The organism is Dactylosporangium sp. NPDC051541 (assembly GCF_044454505.1).
Classification (GTDB): Bacteria; Actinomycetota; Actinomycetes; order Mycobacteriales; family Micromonosporaceae; genus Dactylosporangium.
Map to the genome: position 1 here is coordinate 1,059,388 of NZ_JBITDU010000001.1, position 18,690 is coordinate 1,078,077.

The 18,690-nt window shown below is 70.9% G+C and carries 17 protein-coding genes; 12 read left to right on the forward strand and 5 right to left on the reverse strand.

Going from position 1 to position 18,690, the window contains the following annotated elements; genetic code table 11:
* Positions 1–5 precede the first annotated feature (5 nt).
* Positions 6–950, forward strand: a complete 945-nt coding sequence (locus ACIA8L_RS04855; protein ID WP_395900455.1) for a zinc-binding dehydrogenase — start codon at positions 6–8, stop codon at positions 948–950.
* A 4-nt stretch (positions 951–954) separates the two neighbouring features.
* On the opposite strand, the gene ACIA8L_RS04860 is transcribed toward ACIA8L_RS04855, so the two are convergent.
* Entirely contained in the window at positions 955–1,845 is an 891-nt protein-coding gene (locus ACIA8L_RS04860) for an alpha/beta hydrolase family protein (RefSeq protein WP_395900457.1), read from the reverse strand.
* 54 nt (positions 1,846–1,899) lie between these two features.
* Here ACIA8L_RS04860 and ACIA8L_RS04865 point away from each other — a divergent pair, with 54 nt between their 5' ends.
* Complete coding sequence (locus tag ACIA8L_RS04865) at positions 1,900–2,523, forward strand: Pr6Pr family membrane protein (protein WP_395900459.1); 624 nt, start codon at positions 1,900–1,902, stop codon at positions 2,521–2,523.
* On the opposite strand, the gene ACIA8L_RS04870 is transcribed toward ACIA8L_RS04865, so the two are convergent.
* From ACIA8L_RS04870 to ACIA8L_RS04885, 4 genes are all read right to left on the reverse strand, one after another.
* A complete protein-coding gene (locus tag ACIA8L_RS04870) occupies positions 2,482–4,011 on the reverse strand; it encodes an FAD-binding oxidoreductase (RefSeq protein ID WP_395900460.1) in 1,530 nt (509 codons plus the stop codon). The two genes, ACIA8L_RS04865 and ACIA8L_RS04870, sit on opposite strands and share 42 nt — an antisense overlap.
* 143 nt (positions 4,012–4,154) lie before the next feature.
* The gene (locus tag ACIA8L_RS04875; protein ID WP_395900462.1) at positions 4,155–5,210 is read right to left on the reverse strand and encodes an alpha/beta hydrolase family protein; all 1,056 of its coding nucleotides are present in this window, start codon (positions 5,208–5,210) and stop codon (positions 4,155–4,157) included.
* Between the two features lie 412 nt (positions 5,211–5,622).
* Positions 5,623–6,453, reverse strand: coding sequence for a lysophospholipid acyltransferase family protein (locus ACIA8L_RS04880; protein ID WP_395900464.1), 831 nt, complete (start codon positions 6,451–6,453; stop codon positions 5,623–5,625).
* A 5-nt stretch (positions 6,454–6,458) separates the two neighbouring features.
* Entirely contained in the window at positions 6,459–7,220 is a 762-nt protein-coding gene (locus ACIA8L_RS04885; protein ID WP_395900466.1) for a GNAT family N-acetyltransferase, read from the reverse strand.
* Positions 7,221–7,312: 92 nt separating this feature from the next.
* Between ACIA8L_RS04885 and ACIA8L_RS04890 the strand changes: the two genes are divergently transcribed.
* The 10 genes from ACIA8L_RS04890 (at position 7,313) to ACIA8L_RS04935 (ending at position 18,557) form a co-directional block, all read left to right on the forward strand.
* Positions 7,313–7,714, forward strand: coding sequence for a DUF3052 domain-containing protein (locus ACIA8L_RS04890; protein WP_395900468.1), 402 nt, complete (start codon positions 7,313–7,315; stop codon positions 7,712–7,714).
* A 48-nt stretch (positions 7,715–7,762) separates the two neighbouring features.
* On the forward strand, positions 7,763–8,701 hold the full coding sequence (locus ACIA8L_RS04895; protein ID WP_395901735.1) for an ABC transporter ATP-binding protein: 939 nt from the start codon (positions 7,763–7,765) through the stop codon (positions 8,699–8,701).
* Complete coding sequence (locus ACIA8L_RS04900) at positions 8,698–9,606, forward strand: ABC transporter permease (protein ID WP_395900470.1); 909 nt, start codon at positions 8,698–8,700, stop codon at positions 9,604–9,606. The genes ACIA8L_RS04895 and ACIA8L_RS04900 overlap by 4 nt, the downstream gene beginning before the upstream one ends.
* A gap of 240 nt (positions 9,607–9,846) precedes the next feature.
* Positions 9,847–13,530 (forward strand): multifunctional oxoglutarate decarboxylase/oxoglutarate dehydrogenase thiamine pyrophosphate-binding subunit/dihydrolipoyllysine-residue succinyltransferase subunit, encoded by a 3,684-nt coding sequence (locus tag ACIA8L_RS04905; RefSeq protein WP_395900472.1) that lies wholly within the window; start codon positions 9,847–9,849, stop codon positions 13,528–13,530.
* Positions 13,531–13,607: 77 nt separating this feature from the next.
* On the forward strand, positions 13,608–13,787 hold the full coding sequence (locus tag ACIA8L_RS04910) for a DUF6104 family protein (protein ID WP_395900474.1): 180 nt from the start codon (positions 13,608–13,610) through the stop codon (positions 13,785–13,787).
* 70 nt (positions 13,788–13,857) lie between these two features.
* Positions 13,858–14,679: a DUF4097 family beta strand repeat-containing protein gene (locus ACIA8L_RS04915; protein WP_395900476.1), complete on the forward strand. Its 822-nt coding sequence runs from the start codon at positions 13,858–13,860 to the stop codon at positions 14,677–14,679.
* Positions 14,676–15,314: a PadR family transcriptional regulator gene (locus tag ACIA8L_RS04920; RefSeq protein WP_395900478.1), complete on the forward strand. Its 639-nt coding sequence runs from the start codon at positions 14,676–14,678 to the stop codon at positions 15,312–15,314. Before ACIA8L_RS04915 ends, ACIA8L_RS04920 begins: the two co-directional genes overlap by 4 nt.
* A 71-nt stretch (positions 15,315–15,385) precedes the next feature.
* Positions 15,386–16,126: a response regulator transcription factor gene (locus tag ACIA8L_RS04925; protein ID WP_223101444.1), complete on the forward strand. Its 741-nt coding sequence runs from the start codon at positions 15,386–15,388 to the stop codon at positions 16,124–16,126.
* A gap of 14 nt (positions 16,127–16,140) precedes the next feature.
* The gene (locus ACIA8L_RS04930) at positions 16,141–17,607 is read left to right on the forward strand and encodes a sensor histidine kinase (RefSeq protein WP_395900480.1); all 1,467 of its coding nucleotides are present in this window, start codon (positions 16,141–16,143) and stop codon (positions 17,605–17,607) included.
* The gene (locus ACIA8L_RS04935; RefSeq protein ID WP_395900482.1) at positions 17,604–18,557 is read left to right on the forward strand and encodes a S1C family serine protease; all 954 of its coding nucleotides are present in this window, start codon (positions 17,604–17,606) and stop codon (positions 18,555–18,557) included. Before ACIA8L_RS04930 ends, ACIA8L_RS04935 begins: the two co-directional genes overlap by 4 nt.
* The last annotated feature ends 133 nt before the right edge of the window (positions 18,558–18,690 follow it).

An 18,690-nucleotide genomic window follows, 5' to 3' on the forward strand; every position in this document is an offset into this window, starting at 1 on the left:
CGGACATGCGTGCCGCATTCGCAACCGCGTTCAACGATGCCGATCCGCTGTCCGTGCTCGAGATCGGCGACGCCCCGGAGCCGGCGCCGCAGGACGGCTGGTCCGTGGTCGAGGTGCGCGCGAGCGCCCTCAACCACCACGACCTGTGGTCCCTGCGCGGCGTCGGTCTCCGCGCGGAGCAGCTGCCGATGATCCTCGGCTGCGACGCCGCCGGGATCGGCCCGGACGGCACCGAGGTCGTCGTCTACCCGGTCGTCCACACCGACAAGGGCGCCTTCTCGATCCTGTCCGAGTACTACCCCGGGACGGTGGCCGAGCGGGTCACCGTGCCCGCCTACAACCTGGTCCCCAAGCCGGCCGAGCTCAGCTTCGCCGAGGCCGCCTGCCTGCCCACGGCCTGGCTGACGGCCTACCGCATGCTCACCAGCAAGGGCCGCCTGGAGTCCGGCGGCGCCGTGCTCGTCCAGGGCGCCGGCGGCGGCGTGGCCACGGCCGCGGTCCTGCTCGGCCGGGCCCTGGGTGCCCGGGTCTACGCCACCAGCCGCGACGCCGCCAAGCGGGAGCGGATCACGGTCCTCGGCGCCACCGCGTTCGAGCCCGGCGCCCGCCTGCCCGAGCGCGTCGACGTCGTCGTCGAGACGGTCGGCGAGGCGACCTTCGAGCACTCCATGAAGTCCACCAAGATGGGCGGGCGGATCGTGGTCTCCGGTGCCACCAGCGGCCACCTGCCGAAGGTCGACCTGCGCCGGGTCTTCGCCCTGCAGCTGGAGATCCTCGGCACCAGCATGGGCACCCCGGAGGAGCTGGCCGCCCTCATGGAGCTGCTGGCCCGCACCGGCATCCGCCCGGTCATCGACTCGGTGCTCCCGTTCTCCGAGGCCCGCAAGGCCTTCGAGCTGCTCCACTCGGGTGACGTCTTCGGCAAGGTCGTCCTGGACCACACCGCCTGAACCGCTACAGGTGCGAGTCCAGCCGCGCGGTCGGTTTGAAGGCCGCGCGGGCCGACTGGTCGCCGTAGAGCTCCAGGCGCAGGAACTGCAGCACGGCGGCGGTCGCGGCCGGGCGCTCGAACGGCGCGTTGTGGTCGCCGCCGGGGATGCTCAGCATCGCCTTGGACCACGGCACCAGGTCATAGGTCGTCTTGCCGCTGGCATAGGGCACCAGCTGGTCGGCGTCGCCGTGGACGAAGAACAATGCGGCGGGGGTACCGCTGAAGCCCGTGCCGACGCCGAGACCGCTCCCGGCCAGGATCACCCCCGCGCGCAGCCGGGTGTCACGAGCGGCCGTGAACAGGCCCACCGTCGTGATCGCCCCCGCCGAGTGCCCGGCCGCGGCCAGCCGGCCGGCGTCGATGCGCTTGCCGAGCGGCCCGGCCAGCACCTGGCCCAGCACGTAGCTGGCGTCGGCCGGCTGGTTGAGCACGTCGTACACGTCGAACTCGGCCGCGCCCCGGGTCGTGTTCGGAAAGGCCGGGGCGATGACCACGAACCCCGCGGACGCCCAGCTCTTCAGCAGCGGCGCGAACGCCTCCGGTGTCCCGTTGAGGCCGTGGCTGAACAGGACCGCGGGGTAGCGCCCGGCCCGGTCCGGCGTCCACACGACCGTCCGCAACTTCCTTCCTTCACGCGTGTACGTCACCTGCTGCGACGACACCGGGAGCCCCGACGGCGGCAGCGCCAGCGGGTCCGGCAGCCGCACCGCGGCCAGGTCCGTGACGGCCGACGGCGCGACTGACGGCGCGACCGACGGCACGATCGACGACGCGGCGGGCGCCGGGTGGGCCGGGGCCGGTGCGGAGCAGCCGGCCAGGGCGATCAGGGCGGCGGCGACCGGGAGCAGACGCATGGCATCAACGGTACGAGCTTCCGCGAAGGACGATTTCCGGCTACGTTCCCGCGCATGAGAGTCGTGTTCCGGGCGCTCACCGCGGTGTCGGCGGTGAGCGGGATCGTCGCCCTGATGCTGTGGAACCACGGGGACCTCGTGTCGTTCGTCTACTTCACCGTGCAGAGCGCGCTGATCATCGCCGCCGTCTCCGCGGTCGCCGTGTTTCGCCCGGTCCCGGCCTGGGTGCGGGGCGCGGCGACGCTCTACAGCTGCATCACCGGGATCGTCTACCACGCGCTGCTGGCCAACCCGTCGAGCCCGTTCTACCAGGTCGACGAGGGTGCGCACGCCCTGCACAACCTGCTGCTGCACACGGTGACGCCGATCCTGGCCGCGGTCACCTGGCTGGTCGTCGAGCGCGAGCGGGTGCGCTGGTGGTATGCGGCGGCGTGGCTCGGCTACCCCCTCGCGTACCTGGTGTTCGCCCTGGTCCGCGGGGCGTTCGTGCACGAGTATCCGTACCCCTTCATCGATCTGAACAAGCTCGGCGCGCTCGGCGTGACCGAGACCTCGCTCGGGTTCACGGTCGCGTTCTTCCTGCTCGGGCTGGCCCTGATCGGCCTGGGGGTGCTGCTGCGGCGGCTCCTGACCAGGTCAGACGAGGACGCCCGGGTTGAGGACGCCGCGCGGGTCTAGGGTGCGCTTGGCCGCGCGCAGGGTGGCCTGCAGCAGCGGCGACCGCTCGGCGTCGTACCACGGGCGGTGGTCGCGGCCCACGGCGTGGTGGTGGGTGATGGTGCCGCCGTGCGCGGCGATCGCGTCGCTCACCGCGGCCTTGATCTCGTCCCAGATCGCGACCTCGGCGCCGCGGCGGCCGGGCGTGACGATCGTGAAGTAGGGGGCCGGCCCGTCCGGGTAGACGTGGGTGAACCGGCACGACACGAGCGCGACCCGGTCCGGTGCCGCGGCCCGCGCGGCGGCGAGCACGGCGGCGTGCAGGGCCTCGAACCGGCTCCACGTGCACGCCGTCTCGACGGTCTCCACGATCAGGCCCAGCCTGACCAGGGCATCGCGCGTGTAGGGCGCCCGCAGGAACGTCTGCCGGAAAGACCCGGAAGAGCGTTCGGCTTCGGTACCGCCCTGAGCCCGGCAGATCTCCAGCGCCGACGGCAGCAGGGCCGCGTCGGGGCCCTCGAAGCCGAGCATCAGCCGGGCCTGCCCGTCGGTCGCGCCCGCGTTGAGCATCGCCTCCACCGGATCGAGCAGGCGGCAGTTCGCTGGGCGCAGCCCGGACTGGACCAGCTCCCGGGTGGCGTCGACGCTCTGGGAGTACCCCCGGAACAGGATTGTGGCTTTGGCTCTTCGCTCCGGCTTGGGCCGCACCCGCAGCCACGCCTCGACGATCGCGCCGAGGGCGCCCTCCGAGCCCAGGAACAGGCCGTTGGGGTCGGGGCCGGCACCGCTGGCGGGCACCCGCGGCGACTCGACCGGGCCCTGCGGGGTCAGCACGCGCATCGCCTCGACGAAGTGGTCGATGCGCGTCGGGCCGGTCGCGTAGTGCCCGCCGGAGCGGGTCGCCAGCCAGCCGCCGACGGTGGAGAACTCGAAGCTCTGCGGCAGGTGGCGCAGGGTGAGGCCGTGTGGCTCGAGGGCCCGCTCCAGGGCCGGGCCGAACACGCCGGCCTGCACCCGCACGGCCAGGTTGACGTCGTCGACCTCCTCGACCCGGTCGAGCCGGCTCAGGTCCAGTGAGACCCAGGGGCCTTCGCCGCGGTACTCGACCCCGCCCACCACCGACGAGCCGCCCCCGTAGGGCACGATCGGTGTCCCGGTCGACGCGGCCCAGTCGAGCGCGGCGACCACGTCCGGCTCCGTGCGCGGCCGGCACACCAGGTCGGGCGGGTTGGGCAGCTCACCGTGCAGGGCCCGCACGACGTCGCGGAAGGCCTTGCCGTAGGCGTGCCCGGCCCGGCTCAGCGGATCGCTCAGGAACGCCCCGGCCAAGGTCGGGGGCGGGCTCAGCCGCGGCTTCGGCAGGACCGGGTCGGCCGGCAGCGGGGTGAGCGCGCCGTCGATCGGCAGCCAGGGGCGCAGCGTGCGCTCGGCGAGGCGGTGGCAGGCCGCGTCGTCGAGGGCCGCGTCGGCGTGGCCCCAGCCCCACCAGGACCGTTCGGGGTAGCCCATGCGGGGGAGAGTGCCACAATCCGACACTGTTCGGCCACTGTCGGCAGTAGCGCGCTCGGTAGGGTGGCGCGCATGCCCGATGAGCGAATGGACCCGAGTCAGAACACTCAGGCGTTTCAGGCGTGGGTGGACACCAGCAACAGTCAGCGAGAAGAGCCGGCGAGGTCCAAGACCTTGCTCTGGGCCGGCGTCGGCGTGGCCGTCGTCGTGGTCGTAGCGGTGGTGCTGTTCGTCGCGCTGGGGTAGTCGCCCAGGTCGATGCCCGACGACTCGAAGTGCGTGTAGCCCGGCAATGTGGCGTCGATCGGCAGCCGCACCCGGGCCACGTCGTCGTCGTTGAACGCGTAGTTGAGGAAGTTCAGCAGCGTGGCCAGCACCTGCACGTGGCCGCGCTCCGGGTCGTTGGTCCCGGCGCCGTGCTCGCCGCCCTCGATGGTCAGGAACGCCTTCGGCCACGGGTCCTTGCCGTAGGACTCGCGCCCCTGGCTGTAGTTGACGACCGGGTCCTTGTCCCCGTGCACGAACAGCATCGGCACCGGGCTGCCCTTGTAGGCGCCGGTCGGCCGGCCCGCGAAGATCACCCCGACCTTGAGCCGCGGGTCCCGCTTGCCGGTGAACAGCCAGTCCGTCGTCGTGCCGCCACCGGAGTGCCCGATCGCGCCGAGCCGGTCCGGGTCGATGCTGGCCGCGAGCGGGCCGCCCGCCTTCATCAGCTCACTGATCACGAACGACGCGTCGACGGCCTGGTTGGGCACGTCGGTCTTGTCGAACTTCGGCCCGTCCTTCTTGGTGAACGGATACGCCGGGGCGGCGACGATGTACCCGGACTCGGCCAGGAACTTCGTCATCCCCTCCTGCATCTGCGGGTTGCTGTAGAAGCCGTGGCTCCACAGGATCAGGGGGAACTCGCCGGGCAGGGGCGTCGCGTCGTTCTGCGTCCGGCCCCGGGTCAGCCGGGCCGAGCCGCGCACCGGATACCACACGGTGGTCGGCAGCGACCGGTCCTTGCCGCGGGAGAAGTTGAAGTGCCGCACCCCGACGGCGTGCGGCTTGGGCGCGGCGGTCTGCGCCGCCCCGGCCGGGACGCTGAAGGGCGTGCCGCTGTCATCACTGCCGGACGCGGCGATGGCGCCGCCCAGGATCAGCAGGGCAGCGGTCAGCAGCGTGACGGTTGCAGTTCGGGTGCGGCGAGCGGGCACGACAAGAATGTAAGGGGGTGATGTGCTACGCCCATATCGCCCGACTGGGGACATTAGGCTGACTTGCCGGACTACAGCATTTCGGCAAAGCCCTACGGTGGGCTGGTCGCCGCCGCGCCCGGGGCCTGTCCGGGGGCGGGCCGCGCGCTTCCCGGCACCGCGACGATCTCGTGAACAAGGGCCTTGACCTGCGCAAACTCGCGACGCCGGCGATCGTTGGTGTTGTCAAGGTCACGCCGGCGGCGATTGTGCGATGCCGATGCGCCGCTGTTTCGTTGCGCACATCGGATATGCCGGATTGTTCGGTCCCGCATTTCCGACTTATCGCTTATGTCCAATTTACGAGTAATGGAAAGCCGGGTCGGCGCGGGCCGGCCCGGCGCGGGCCGGCCCGGCTCGGTGTGCGCGGAGCTCAGGCCGGGCCGACCACTGCGGCCGCCGCCTTGGCCAGCACGCGGCGCGGGCCGGCGTGCTGGTCGCACGGGGCGGGGTGGATCTTCGGGTAGGCGCGCAGGCCGATGGACAGGTCGCGGGCGGCCACCACGCGCCGGAGCGACGTGGCCAGGCTCTCGTCGCCGATGAAGGCGGCCACCGTCGACACCACCCCGTTCTGGGCGAAGGTGAGGCGGACGGGCACGACCGGCACCCCCGCGTCCACCGCGGCCTGGAACATCGCCGGCCTGAAGGTGCCGCCCATGCGCCCGCACCACGTCGTGCCCTCCGGGAAGACCGCCACCACGCCACCGGCGGCCAGGTTGCGGCTCACCTCGGCGACCGTGTCGGGCAGGCGCTTGGGCCGGGAGCGGTCGACGAAGACGGTGCCGAGCGTGAAGGCCAGCCGGCCGATCAGGGGCCAGGCGCGGACCTCGCGCTTGGCCAGCAGCCGGGCCGGTGCGTGCGCCAGGATCACGATCACGTCCAGCCAGCTCACGTGGTTGGCCACCACCAGCGCGCCGGACTGCGGGATCCGGCCGGTGGCGGCGTGCCGGATGCCGAGGCCGGCCAGCACGGCGCGGGCCAGGATGCGCTGGGCCTTGATCAGCTGCCGCTGCGGTAGCACGGCCAGCACCGGGACGGCCAGGCCGGCCAGGAGCAGCACGATGCCGGTGACCACGACGCGCTTGGCCATGACCAGGCGGGACACGTGCCGCGACGGGGCGTCGGCCAGGCAGTCGGCGCCGCAGGTCGAGCGGGGCAGCCAGAGGCTGTCCAGGACCGTCATCGGTGTCGCCGTCACAGTCATGGCGGTCACTCCTGTCCGAGGAAGTGGCGCATGTAGCGCGGGTTGATCCGGTCCAGCGACAGCAGGACGTAGAAGTCGGCGCAGTCGAAGTCGGGGTCGTGGGCGGGGGCGCCGGCGATCCAGGCGCCGAGCCGGAGGTAGCCCTTGAGCAGCGGCGGCACGGCGACCTTGGCCGGGGCCGGGACGGGCGGCAGCCACGGGTTGCGGGGGCGGACGGTCCAGGCGCTGGGCACCATGTGCTTGCGCTGGGCCAGGTCCCACACGCCCGCGGCGAGCTCGCCGCCGTCGGCGAGGGGCACCGACGCGCAGCCGCCCAGCCAGCGGTGGTCGTGCAGGTGCATGTAGCGGGCGATGCCGGCCCACATCAGGTTGATCACGGCGCCGCTGCGGTGGTCGGGGTGCACGCAGGAGCGGCCGGTCTCGACCAGGCCGCCGCGCAGCTGGGCCAGGCCCGCGAGGTCGAACTCGGTGTCGGCGTAGAGGCCGCCGGCCCGCACCGCCCGGTCCGGGGGGAGCATCCGGTAGGTCCCGACGACCTGCCCGGTAAGCTCCTCGCGGATGATCAGGTGATCGCAGAACTCGTCGAAGGGGTCGACGTCGATGCCCGCTTCGGTGCTGTGCAGGGTGGCGCCCAGCTCACCGGCGAAGACCTCATGGCGGAGCCGTTGTGCGGCCCGGACCTGGGCGCCGTCGGTGGCCACCAGCAGGGTGTAGCGCTGCAAGTCGCCCAGCTCTTGCGGGCCGGTGGCGACGGCGAGAATCGTCATGCGTTCGGTGTAGGCGTCGAGGTCTGCGGATGGCTGACGCTCACAGGTTTCCCTGATGGCCTCCGGGTGAACTGTCGTTACCGTGGTCAGCCATGGCGGGATATTCAGGCACACCGTTGCCCAAGAAGCTGGGGATCCATGCGGGACATCGCGTTCTGCTGGACGGCGCCCCGGCCGGATTCGACCTGGCCGACCTCCCGGCGGACGTGTCGCTGCACCGGCGCGGCACGCCGGGGCTCTATGACGTCATCGTCATGTTCTGTCCGGACCTCGCCCGATTACGGCGCCGCTGGCCGGTGCTGCACCGGCTGACCCCGCCCGCGGGCGCGCTCTGGGTGGCCTGGCCGAAACGCTCCTCGGGCCTGACCACCGACCTCGACGAGACCGGGGTGCGCGAGTTCGCCCTGGCCAACGGGCGAGTGGACGTTAAGGTGTGCGCGATCGACGGAACCTGGTCGGGCCTCAAACACGTCATCAGAGTGTCGGACAGATAACCCGAGATCACCGGGACTTGTCCGGACATGTCATATTGACGCCTTCACCTGTCTCTAGGAGGGAGCGGCACGTTGTCCAACAACGGGCAGATCGTCGTCTCCGGCCTGACGAAGCAGTACCGCAACGTCAGAGCCGTCGACAATTTGTCGTTCGTGGTCGAGCCGGGCCGCGTCACCGGGTTCCTCGGGCCGAACGGCGCCGGCAAGACCACAACGCTGCGCATGGTGCTCAACCTGGTCTCACCCACGGCCGGCAGCGCGACGATCAGCGGGCACCGCTACGCGGACGTGGCCGAGCCGCTGAAGCTGGTCGGGGCGATCCTCGAGGCCTCGGCCGCGCACAAGGGCCGCACCGCGCGCAACCACCTGCGCTGTGTGGCCGCGGCCGGCGGGTTTCCCACGGCCCGCGTCGACGAGGTGCTGGAGCTGGTCGGGCTCACCACCGCGGCGAAGCGCAAGTTCCGGGGGTACTCCCTCGGCATGAAGCAGCGCCTCGGCATCGCCCAGGCGCTGCTGGGCAACCCGCAGGTGCTGATCCTCGACGAGCCGGCCAACGGCCTGGACCCCGAGGGCATCCGCTGGATGCGCGGGCTCCTGCAGGGCCTGGCCCAGCAGGGCCGCACCGTGCTCGTCTCCAGCCACCTGCTGTCGGAGATGGAGATCCTCGCCGACGACGTGGTCATCATCGCCGCCGGCAAGCTGGTCACCCAGGGCCCGATGGAGTCGATCGTCGGCCAGGGCACGACCCAGGCCACGGTGCGGGTCCGCACGCCCAACATCCAGGAGCTGGTGGCGGCGGTCCGCGAAGCCGGCGGGGCCATCAACCCCGGCAGCAACGGCGCCCACCTGGTCAGCGGCCTGGACGCCCCGGCCGTCGGCAAGCTGGCCCTGCAGGCCGGGGTCGAGCTGCACGAGCTGGTCGCCGAGAAGCCGGACCTGGAGCACGTGTTCCTCGAACTGACCCAGGGAAGGGCGGCCATCCGATGACCCGGCTCATCCGCGCGGAGCTGATCAAGCTGCGCACCACGAACATGTGGTGGATCTTCCTGATCTGCTCGGTGGCGTTCGTCGGGCTGGCCCTGCTGATCAACACCGCGCAGGCCGACTCGGAGCTGTCGACGCCGGACTACCTCAACGAGCCCCCGCCGCCGGGGCTGTCGGACGACGACAAGGCGCAGTACCTGGCCAACCAGCAGCACGAGAAGGACTCGATCGCGCAGGCCCACACCGGCGTCGGCCTGGCCCGGATCGCCGCCAACGTCTACACCTCGGGCCAGTTCTTCGGCCTGATGATGGTCATGCTGATGGCGATCCTGCTGATCACGAACGAGTTCTACCACCAGACCGCGACGGCGACGTTCCTGGCGACGCCGAAGCGGACCAAGGTCATCGTGGCCAAGCTGATCACCGGCGCGGCCATGGCGTTCATGTTCTGGCTGCTCGCCACCGTGATCAACCTGATCGTCGGCGCGATCTTCTTCTCCGCCGAGGGCGTCGGCAACAGCCTGGGGCACTGGGACGCGCAGCAGGCGATCCTGCTCAACCTGCTGGTCTACGCGCTGTGGGCGGTCTTCGGCATCGGCATCGGCGTGCTGCTGCGCAGCCAGATCGGCGCGACGATCACCGCGGCCGTCGTCTACACCATCGGCACCTACGCGGCCCTGATCGTGCTGGCGCTGATCCGCGAGTACCTGATCAAGGAGGACTGGGTGCTGCAGGCGGCGGTGTACATCCCGCCGCTCGCCTCCGAGCACGTGGTCGGCTCGCTGCAGGGCCAGATGGGCGACACCCACCTGCCGGCCCGCTGGGTCGGGGTCGTGGTGCTCGTCGGCTGGGCCGTCGTGCTCGGCGGCATCGGCACCCTGATCACCCGCAAGCGCGACATCGCGTGAGCGGAGCGTCACCGACTCGGTCAAGATAACTGCAAGATCTTGGACAACTGTGGCCGCCGCGAGGCGGCCACAGTTGTAAGGGTCAGGCCACGAACGGCTCATCTACAACGTCAGCCCCGCTCGTCTACATGGTCACTCCGGCGGCGTCGACGACGAACGAGCGTTAGGCAGCGCGTAGCCTAAAGGGCCGGACATCCGTAACCCCTAGCAACTCGCGTTTGGAAGAGGCGATCAACAGCCGTGTCGACCCAAGCGACCAACTCGCAGGAGAATCCGCTGGCGGGATTTGGCCCGAACGAGTGGATCGTCGAGGACATGTATCAGCAGTACCTCGCGGATCCGGCCAGCGTGGACTCCGCGTGGCACGACTTCTTCGCGGACTACAAGCCGGCCCCCGACGCTGAGGCCGCCGCCCCGGCCGCCGCGCCCGCCCCGGCGAAGGCCGCTCCCGCGAAGGCCGCCCCGCCCAAGCCGGTGGAGAAGCCTGCCGCGAAGCCCGTCGAGAAGAAGGCGGTCCCCGCCAGCAAGCCCGCGCCCACGAAGGAGACACCCGCTCCCACCGGTGGCGCCAAGCACGTCCCGCTGCGCGGTGTCGCCGCCCGCATCGTGCAGAACATGGACCTCTCGCTGGAGGTGCCGACCGCCACGAGCGTGCGCGCCGTGCCGGCCAAGCTGCTCTCCGACAACCGGATCGTGATCAACAACCATCTCGCCCGCGGCCGCGGCGGGAAGGTGTCGTTCACCCACCTGATCGGATACGCGCTGGTCCGGGCCCTGGCCGCGCACCCGGAGATGAACAACAGCTTCGCCGAGATCGACGGCAAGCCCAACCTGGTCGAGCCCGAGCACGTCAACCTCGGCATCGCGATCGACCTGGCCAAGCCGGACGGCTCGCGCACGCTGGTGGTGCCCAGCATCAAGGGCGCCGAGGACATGGACTTCCGGCAGTTCTGGTCGGCCTACGAGGACATCGTCCGGCGGGCCCGGCGCAACGAGCTGACCATGGACGACTACGCCGGCACCACCGTCTCGCTGACCAACCCGGGCGGCATCGGCACCGTGCACTCGATGCCGCGGCTGATGGCCGGGCAGGGCGCGATCGTCGGCGTCGGCGCGATGGAATACCCGGCGCCCTACGCCGGCATGTCCGACGAGACCCTGGCCGAGCTCGGCATCAGCAAGATCATCACGCTGACCAGCACCTATGACCACCGGATCATCCAGGGCGCCCAGTCCGGCGAGTTCCTCAAGGTCATGCACGAGCTGCTGCTCGGCGAGCACGGGTTCTACGACCAGATCTTCACCGCGCTGCGCATCCCATACGAGCCGGTGCGCTGGGTCCGCGACGTGGCCCGCACCTCCGAGGGGCAGATCGACAAGGCGGCCCGGGTCGTCGAGCTCATCCACGCCTACCGGGTCCGCGGCCACCTCATGGCCGACACCGACCCGCTGGAGTTCCGCATCCGCCGCCACCCGGACCTCGACGTCCTGGAGCACGGCCTGACGCTGTGGGACCTCGACCGCGTCTTCCCGGTCGGCGGGTTCTCCGGCAAGCAGAAGATGAAGCTGCGCTCCGTCCTGGGCGTGCTGCGCGACTCCTACTGCCGGCGCGTCGGCGTGGAGTACATGCACATCATGGACCCGGAGGAGCGGCGCTGGATCGCCGAGCGGGTCGAGAAGCCCTACGAGAAGCCGTCGACCGAGGAGCAGAAGCACATCCTCAACCGGCTCAACGCGGCCGAGGCGTTCGAGACCTTCCTGCAGACCAAGTACGTCGGGCAGCGCCGCTTCTCGCTGGAGGGCGGCGAGTCGCTGATCCCGCTGCTCGACGAGATCCTGCAGAACTCGGCCGAGGGCGAGCTCGACGAGGTCGTCATCGGCATGGCCCACCGCGGCCGGCTCAATGTGCTGGCCAACATCGTCGGCAAGCCCTACGAGAAGATCTTCTCCGAGTTCGAGGGCCACCTCGACCTGAAGTCGGCGCACGGCTCCGGCGACGTGAAGTACCACCTGGGCATGACCGGCAAGTACACGCACCCCAACGGCGAGCACGCGACCACCGTCTCGGTCGTCGCCAACCCGTCGCACCTGGAGGCCGTCAACCCGGTTCTCGAGGGCATCGTGCGGGCCAAGCAGGACAAGATCGACCTCAAGCTCGAGGGCTACACGGTCCTGCCGCTGCTCATCCACGGTGACGCGGCCTTCGCCGGCCAGGGTGTGGTCGCCGAGACGCTCAACCTGTCGCAGCTGCGCGGCTACCGCACCGGCGGCACGGTCCACGTCGTGGTCAACAACCAGGTCGGGTTCACCACCGCCCCGGAATACTCGCGGTCCTCGCTCTACTCGACCGACGTCGCCCGGATGATCCAGGCGCCGATCTTCCACGTCAACGGCGACGACCCCGAGGCCGTCGTGCGGGTGGCGCGGCTGGCGTTCGAATACCGCCAGGCGTTCAACAAGGACGTCGTGATCGACCTGGTCTGCTACCGCCGGCGCGGCCACAACGAGGGCGACGACCCCTCGATGACCAACCCGCTGATGTACGCGATCATCGACCAGAAGCGCTCGGTGCGAAAGATCTACACCGAGGAGCTGATCGGCCGCGGCGACATCCCGATCACGGAGGCCGAGGCCCTGCTCAAGGACTACCACGAGCAGCTCGAGACCGTGTTCAAGGCGACCCGCGACGCCTCCTCCACGCCCGCCGCCCGGCTCACCCGGCTGCGCGCGCCGGAGCCGGAGCCGGTCGTCGAGACCAAGATCGATGAGTCGGTGCTGCGCGCCATCGGTGAGGCGCACGTCAAGCTCCCCGACGGCTTCACCCCGCACAAGCGCGTCCAGCAGCTGCTCGACCGCCGCGCGAAGATGGCCGCCGAGGGTGACATCGACTGGGGCTTCGGCGAGATCATCGCCTTCGGCGCCCTGCTGCGCGACGGCGTCACCGTCCGCCTCTCCGGCCAGGACTCGCGGCGCGGCACGTTCGTCCAGCGGCACGCCGCGATCGTCGACGCCGAGACCGGCGGCGACTACTTCCCGGTGTCCTCGCTGATCAAGGACAACGCGAAGCTGTTCGTCTACGACTCGCTGCTGTCGGAGTTCGCGGCCATGGGCTTCGAATACGGCTACTCGGTGGAAAACCCGGACGCGCTGGTCATGTGGGAGGCGCAGTTCGGCGACTTCGTCAACGGCGCCCAGTCGATCGTCGACGAGTTCATCTCCTCCGGCGAGGTGAAGTGGGGCCAGCTGGCCTCGGTCACCCTGCTGCTGCCGCACTCGCACGAGGGCCAGGGCCCGGACCACACGTCCGGCCGCCTGGAGCGCTACCTGCAGCTGTGCGCCGAGGACAACCTGCGGGTGGCCGTGCCGACGACCCCGGCCAACCACTTCCACCTGCTGCGCCGCCAGGCCCTGTCGCCGAAGAAGAAGCCGCTCGTCGTCTTCACGCCCAAGTCGCTGCTGCGGCACCGGCTGTGCGTGTCGAGCGTCGAGGACTTCACCACCGGCACGTTCCAGACGGTGATGGCCGACCCGGGCGTGAAGGGCACCGCGCTCGACCCGGCCGGTGTGAAGCGGGTCCTGCTCTGCTCGGGCAAGGTCTTCTACGACCTGCTCCAGGCGCGCACCGACCGCGGCATCACCGACACGGCCATCCTGCGGGTGGAGCAGCTCTATCCGATGCCGATCGAGGAGCTGACGGCGGCGCTGGAGCAATACCCCAACGCCGAGGACTTCGCCTGGGTCCAGGAGGAGCCGGCCAACCAGGGCGCCTGGTCGTTCATCGCCCTCAACCTGCTCGAGCAGCTCCAGGGGGTCGGCCTGCGCCGCATCTCGCGCCCGGCCGCCGCCGCCCCCGCTGTCGGCTCGACGAAGCTGCACGACGCCGAGCAGCAGGCGCTGATCGAGGCGGCCCTGCCCAAGCCCTGACAAGCTGCGGTGGTACTACCTGGGGGCACGGCGAGTCCACGCCGTGCCCCCGTTTTCTCGTCTGGAGGCACGCACTCATGTACTTCACGGATCGCGGGATCGAGGAGCTCGATCAGCGCCGCGGCGAGGAGGAGGTCACGCTCGCGTGGCTGGCCGAGCGCCTGCGCGACTTCGTCGACCTCCACCCGGAGTTCGAGACCCCGATCGAGCGCCTCGCCGTCTACCTGGCCCGCCTGGACGACGAGGACGACGAGTAACGGACGCCGCGCGACACGTATCGTGCACGACACTATCGCGATGTATCGCGTTTCGCGCTACGCTTGCGGCATGACCGCGTGGAAGATCACTGAGCCCGAGCGGCTCGCGCTCGACGAAGAGGTCGTCGACCTCAACGTCTCGCTCGTCGCCGGGCGGCTCAACGTCGTCGGGTCCGACGAGGGGCCGGCGCGGGTCGAGGTGGCCGAGATCGCCGACCGGGCCGTCCGCGTCGAGCTCGGCAACGGGCGGCTGGACGTGTCGCAGGAGTTCCCCAAGGGCTGGCCGGGGTTCCTGTGGTGGCTGTTCAGCGCCCGGTTCAAGGTCGACCTGTCGGTCGTGGTGCCGACCGGGGCCACCGTCCGGCTCCACGTCGCCTCGGGCACGATCATCGCCTCCTCCCTGCACAACGGGGCCCACGTCAACGTCACCAGCGGCCGGATCACCCTGCTCGGCATCGACGGGCCGGTCTCCGGGCGGGTCGTGTCCGGCTCGATCGAGGGGCTGACGCTCGGCGGCGAGGTCGAGCTCGAGACCGTCTCCGGCGAGATCGTCGTGGCCGACTCGACGGCCGGGAAGGTCATCGCCCGGACCATCTCCGGCTCGGTCACCTGCGACCTGGACAACCCGCCGGCCGGCACCGAGGTGCACCTGGACACGGTGTCGGGTGAGATCACGGCCCGGGTCCGGGAGGACAGCGACCTGCGGGTCAGCCTCCACGCCGTCTCCGGGCACGTCGTCAACGCGTTCCCCGAGCTCGACCAGCACGCCCGCAACAGCGTCACCGGGCGGCTCGGCACCGGGACCGGTGGGCATCTGGCCGCCAGCGCGACGTCTGGGAGCATCTCCCTGTTGCGGCGACCGGTGGACGACGAGGAGGACGTGGCGGAATGAGTGCCGTCTTCAGTCATGGCCGGCTGCGGCTGTACCTCCTCAAGCTGCTCAACGAGGGCCCGCGCCACGGCTACGAGCTGATCCGCCTGCTCGAGAACCGCTTCCACGGGCTCTACGCGCCATCCGCCGGCACCATCTACCCCCGCCTGCAGCGCATGGAGGCCGACGGCCTGATCTCGCACACGGCCGAGGGCGGCCGGAAGGTCTACGAGATCACCGGCGCCGGCCGCGAGGAGCTCGACCGGCGGGCCCGGGAGCTGGAGGCCCTCGAGGCCGACATCAACGCCTCCCTGGCCGACCTCTCCACCCTGGCCGACGAGGTCGAGCAGGGTGTCCGCGGCTCCGTGCGCGACCTGAAGCGGGAGCTGAAGGAGGCCAGCCGCCAGGTCCGCAACGCGCCGCCCGGCCCGACGTCGTTCGGCTGGGGCTATCCGCCGCGGCCCGGAGCGGCGAGCACCCGTCCGGCGTCGCCGCCGCCCGCCGACGTGGTCGGGGAGCTGGAGGAGAAGGCCGCTCAGTTGCTGGCCGAGGTGCGCCGCCTGGCCCGGACCGGGCGGGCCAGCCAGGAGACCATGCGGGCCACCCTCGTGGTGTTGGACGGCGCCATCGACCAGGTGAGACGCTTGCTGAGGTAGGGGGTAGCGGGCCCAGGAACTTCCCAGGCAACCACCAGCCCCGTTCAAGCGGAGGGCGGCAGGATATGCGCATGGGGGTACGAGGCGGCGTCGCACAATCCGGGGGTGCATCGTCGCCAGGCGTGGCGCAGGCTGAGGCGAAGCTGCTCGTGGTCGAGGACGACCCGAATATCCGCGAGCTGCTCTCGGCCAGCCTGCGTTTCGCCGGTTTTGCGGTTGACGCGGTGACCACCGGCAGCGAGGCGGTCACCGCGGCCCGCGACAGCAAGCCCGACCTGGTGGTCCTCGACGTGATGCTGCCCGACCTCGACGGGTTCGAGGTGATCCGGCGGCTGCGCGAGGGTGGCGTCCGGCTCCCCGTGGTGTTCCTGACCGCTCGCGACGGCACCGAGGACAAGGTCCGCGGTCTGACGCTCGGCGGCGACGACTACGTCACCAAGCCGTTCAGCCTCGAGGAGCTCACCGCCCGCATCCGCGCCGTCCTGCGCCGCACCGCCGGCGACCCCGGGCCCAACCGGCTGGTCTTCCACGATCTGGAGCTGGACGAGGAGACGCACGAGGTGAGCCGCGCGGGGCAGACGATCGCGCTGTCCCCGACGGAGTTCAAGCTCCTGCGCTACCTCATGCTCAACGCCGGCCGGGTCCTGTCCAAGGCGCAGATCCTGGACTTCGTCTGGAACTACGACTTCCGCGGCGACGACAGCATCGTGGAGTCCTACATCTCCTACCTGCGCCGCAAGGTCGACATCGCCGAGCCGCGGCTGATCCACACGCTGCGGGGCGTGGGGTACGTCCTGCGCCTGCCCGTCTGACCCCGGGGACCCGCGTGCGGTTCATCGCCGACGTGCCGCTGCGAGTCAAGCTCGTCGCGGCCGTCCTGAGCCTGGTCACCATGGCCCTGCTCGTCATCGGCGTCGCGAGCGCCCTGGTGATGCGCAGCTCGATGATCGACAAGGTGGACGGCCAGCTGCGCCAGCTCGCCGGGACCGTCGACATCAACCGGCTGGTGCAGCAGACCACCGCCTCGTCGATCGTGCAGAGCAACTACTTCTACTTCTGGCTGGCCAAGGGCGACGACGGCGGCCTGGAGCTGCGGACCGTCGGCCTGCCCGACGGCGGGGCCCGCCCGCCGCTGCCGACCACTGCCGACGAGCTGCTCGACCACGTCGGCGAGCCCTACACCGTGCGCGCCTCCGGCACCAAGGAGCGCTGGCGGATCTTCATCGTCAACCGGTCCAACACCATCCTCGGCGCCGCCGAAAACCTGTCGATGATCGACAACGCGGTGGACGAGCTGGTCGCGGCCGAGCTGTTCATCGGCGCGGGCGTGCTCGTGGTCATCGCCGCCGTCGGCGTCACCATCGTGCGGACCAGCCTGCAGCCGCTGCGGGAGATCGAGCGCACCGCGGCCGCCATCGCCGCCGGTGACCTGACCAAGCGCGTGCCGGAGAGCCCGCCGGAGACGGAGATGGGCCACCTGGCCGGCGCGCTCAACGTGATGCTCGGCCAGATCGAAGGCGCCTTCCGGATGCGGGAGGCCTCCGAGGACCGGATGCGGCAGTTCATCGCCGACGCCTCCCACGAGCTGCGCACGCCGCTGACGACCATCAGGGGTTTCGCCGAGTTGTACCGCCAGGGCGCCGCCCGAGCTCCCGAGGAGACGGCGGCGTTGCTGCGCCGCATCGAGGACGAGGCCGCCCGGATGGGGCTGCTCGTCGAGGACCTCCTGCTGCTGGCCCGCCTCGACCAGGAGCGCCCGCTCAGCCTCGACGACATGGACCTGCGGGTCATCGCCGGCGACGCGGTCGCGGCCGCCTCCGCGGTGGCACCCGACCGCCAGATCGGCCTCGAACTGGAGCAGGACGAGCCGATCGAGGTCCACGGCGACGAGGCCCGGCTGCGCCAGGTCGTCGGCAACCTCATGACCAACGCGCTCACGCACACCCCCGCCGGGACGCCCGTTGAGCTTCGGCTGCGTCGGGACAGTACCGATGCGCTCATTGAGATCATCGACCACGGCGCCGGTCTCACCGATGAGCAGGCGGCCCGGGTTTTCGAGCGGTTCTACCGCGTCGACAAGGCGCGGACCCGCAAGCAGGCCGGCGGCGCGCACAGCGGCAGCGGCCTGGGTCTCGCGATCGTCGCGGCGCTCGTGGCCGTGCACAGCGGCACCGTCTCCGTCTTCGTCACTCCCGGTGGCGGGGCGACTTTCCAGGTTCGGCTCCCGCTCACAGCCGCTTCCCAGGCCGCTCCCGGTAGCCCGCAAGCTGCCGTCGGCAAGCTCAAAACATGAGCGAACAGCAGGGATGGGCGCAGCCGCCGGCCGCCGAGGTACCGCAGCACATGCCGAGCAACACCGTGCCGCCGCACGTCCCGCACATGCAGCACCCGCCACAGTGGTACCCGCCGTCGTCGCCGTATGTGACACCCGCGCCCGCCGCCTTGAAGTCCCGGCGGCTGAGCAAGGGCGTCGTCGCGGTGGTGGCCGCGGCCGCCCTCTCCATCGCCTCGGCCGTCGGCGGCGGCGTCGCCGCCCTGGAACTGCGCCCGGCCGCCGCGACGAGCACCGTCGTCAGCGCGCAGAACTCGAGCACCTCCACGGGCACCGCCAACCTGGCCGACGTGGCCGCCGCGGTCCTGCCGAGCGTGGTCTCCATCAACACCGGCTCCGCCGTCGGCTCCGGCGTCATCATCACGACCGACGGCTCGATCCTCACCAACAACCACGTGGTCGAGACCGCCCGCGGCAACACGGTCCAGATCACCTTCTCCGACGGCAAGTCCGGCACCGCCGCGATCGTCGGCACCGACCCGGCCACCGACCTGGCCGTCATCAAACTCACCGGCGGCGGCACCTACACCCCCCTGGCGTTCGCCGACAGCTCGTCGGTCAAGGTGGGCGACACGGTCCTGGCCATCGGCAGCCCCCTGGGCCTGGAATCCTCGGTCACCTCCGGCATCGTCAGCGCCCTCAACCGCGAGATCGACGAAAGCTCCGACAGCGGCGGCCAGGGCACCCGCGGCACCCAGTCCTCATCCGGCGCGAAGATCACCGGCGCCATCCAGACCGACGCCGCGATCAACCCCGGCAACTCGGGCGGCGCCCTGGTCAACACCGCCGGCCAACTCATCGGCATCAACACGGCGATCGCCTCGACCAGCGAAACCGCCGGCAACATCGGCGTCGGCTTCGCCATCTCCAGCAACACCGCGAAGACCGTCGCCCAGCAGCTCCTTTCCTAGAGCAGGGGAGACTTCGCCTCCACCCGCACCCCCGCACAAGCACCGCCAGCACGTTCCGGCCGCGCGGGTCGTCCGGCCATCGCTCCTACGAACCGCGGCCAGTCCCACAACACACAGCCTTGATTCCCTCCCT

Excerpts from the sequence above, each read along its gene's own strand:
- ACIA8L_RS04855 (WP_395900455.1), top strand. The coding sequence starts at position 6 with ATGCGTGCCGCATTCGCAACCGCGTTCAACGATGCCGATCCGCTGTCC.
- ACIA8L_RS04860 (WP_395900457.1), bottom strand. The coding sequence starts at position 1,845 with ATGCGTCTGCTCCCGGTCGCCGCCGCCCTGATCGCCCTGGCCGGCTGC.
- ACIA8L_RS04865 (WP_395900459.1), top strand. The coding sequence starts at position 1,900 with ATGAGAGTCGTGTTCCGGGCGCTCACCGCGGTGTCGGCGGTGAGCGGG.
- ACIA8L_RS04870 (WP_395900460.1), bottom strand. The coding sequence starts at position 4,011 with ATGGGCTACCCCGAACGGTCCTGGTGGGGCTGGGGCCACGCCGACGCG.
- ACIA8L_RS04880 (WP_395900464.1), bottom strand. The coding sequence starts at position 6,453 with ATGACTGTGACGGCGACACCGATGACGGTCCTGGACAGCCTCTGGCTG.
- ACIA8L_RS04885 (WP_395900466.1), bottom strand. The coding sequence starts at position 7,220 with ATGACGATTCTCGCCGTCGCCACCGGCCCGCAAGAGCTGGGCGACTTG.
- ACIA8L_RS04890 (WP_395900468.1), top strand. The coding sequence starts at position 7,313 with ATGGCGGGATATTCAGGCACACCGTTGCCCAAGAAGCTGGGGATCCAT.
- ACIA8L_RS04900 (WP_395900470.1), top strand. The coding sequence starts at position 8,698 with ATGACCCGGCTCATCCGCGCGGAGCTGATCAAGCTGCGCACCACGAAC.
- ACIA8L_RS04910 (WP_395900474.1), top strand. The coding sequence starts at position 13,608 with ATGTACTTCACGGATCGCGGGATCGAGGAGCTCGATCAGCGCCGCGGC.
- ACIA8L_RS04915 (WP_395900476.1), top strand. The coding sequence starts at position 13,858 with ATGACCGCGTGGAAGATCACTGAGCCCGAGCGGCTCGCGCTCGACGAA.
- ACIA8L_RS04920 (WP_395900478.1), top strand. The coding sequence starts at position 14,676 with ATGAGTGCCGTCTTCAGTCATGGCCGGCTGCGGCTGTACCTCCTCAAG.
- ACIA8L_RS04925 (WP_223101444.1), top strand. The coding sequence starts at position 15,386 with ATGGGGGTACGAGGCGGCGTCGCACAATCCGGGGGTGCATCGTCGCCA.
- ACIA8L_RS04935 (WP_395900482.1), top strand. The coding sequence starts at position 17,604 with ATGAGCGAACAGCAGGGATGGGCGCAGCCGCCGGCCGCCGAGGTACCG.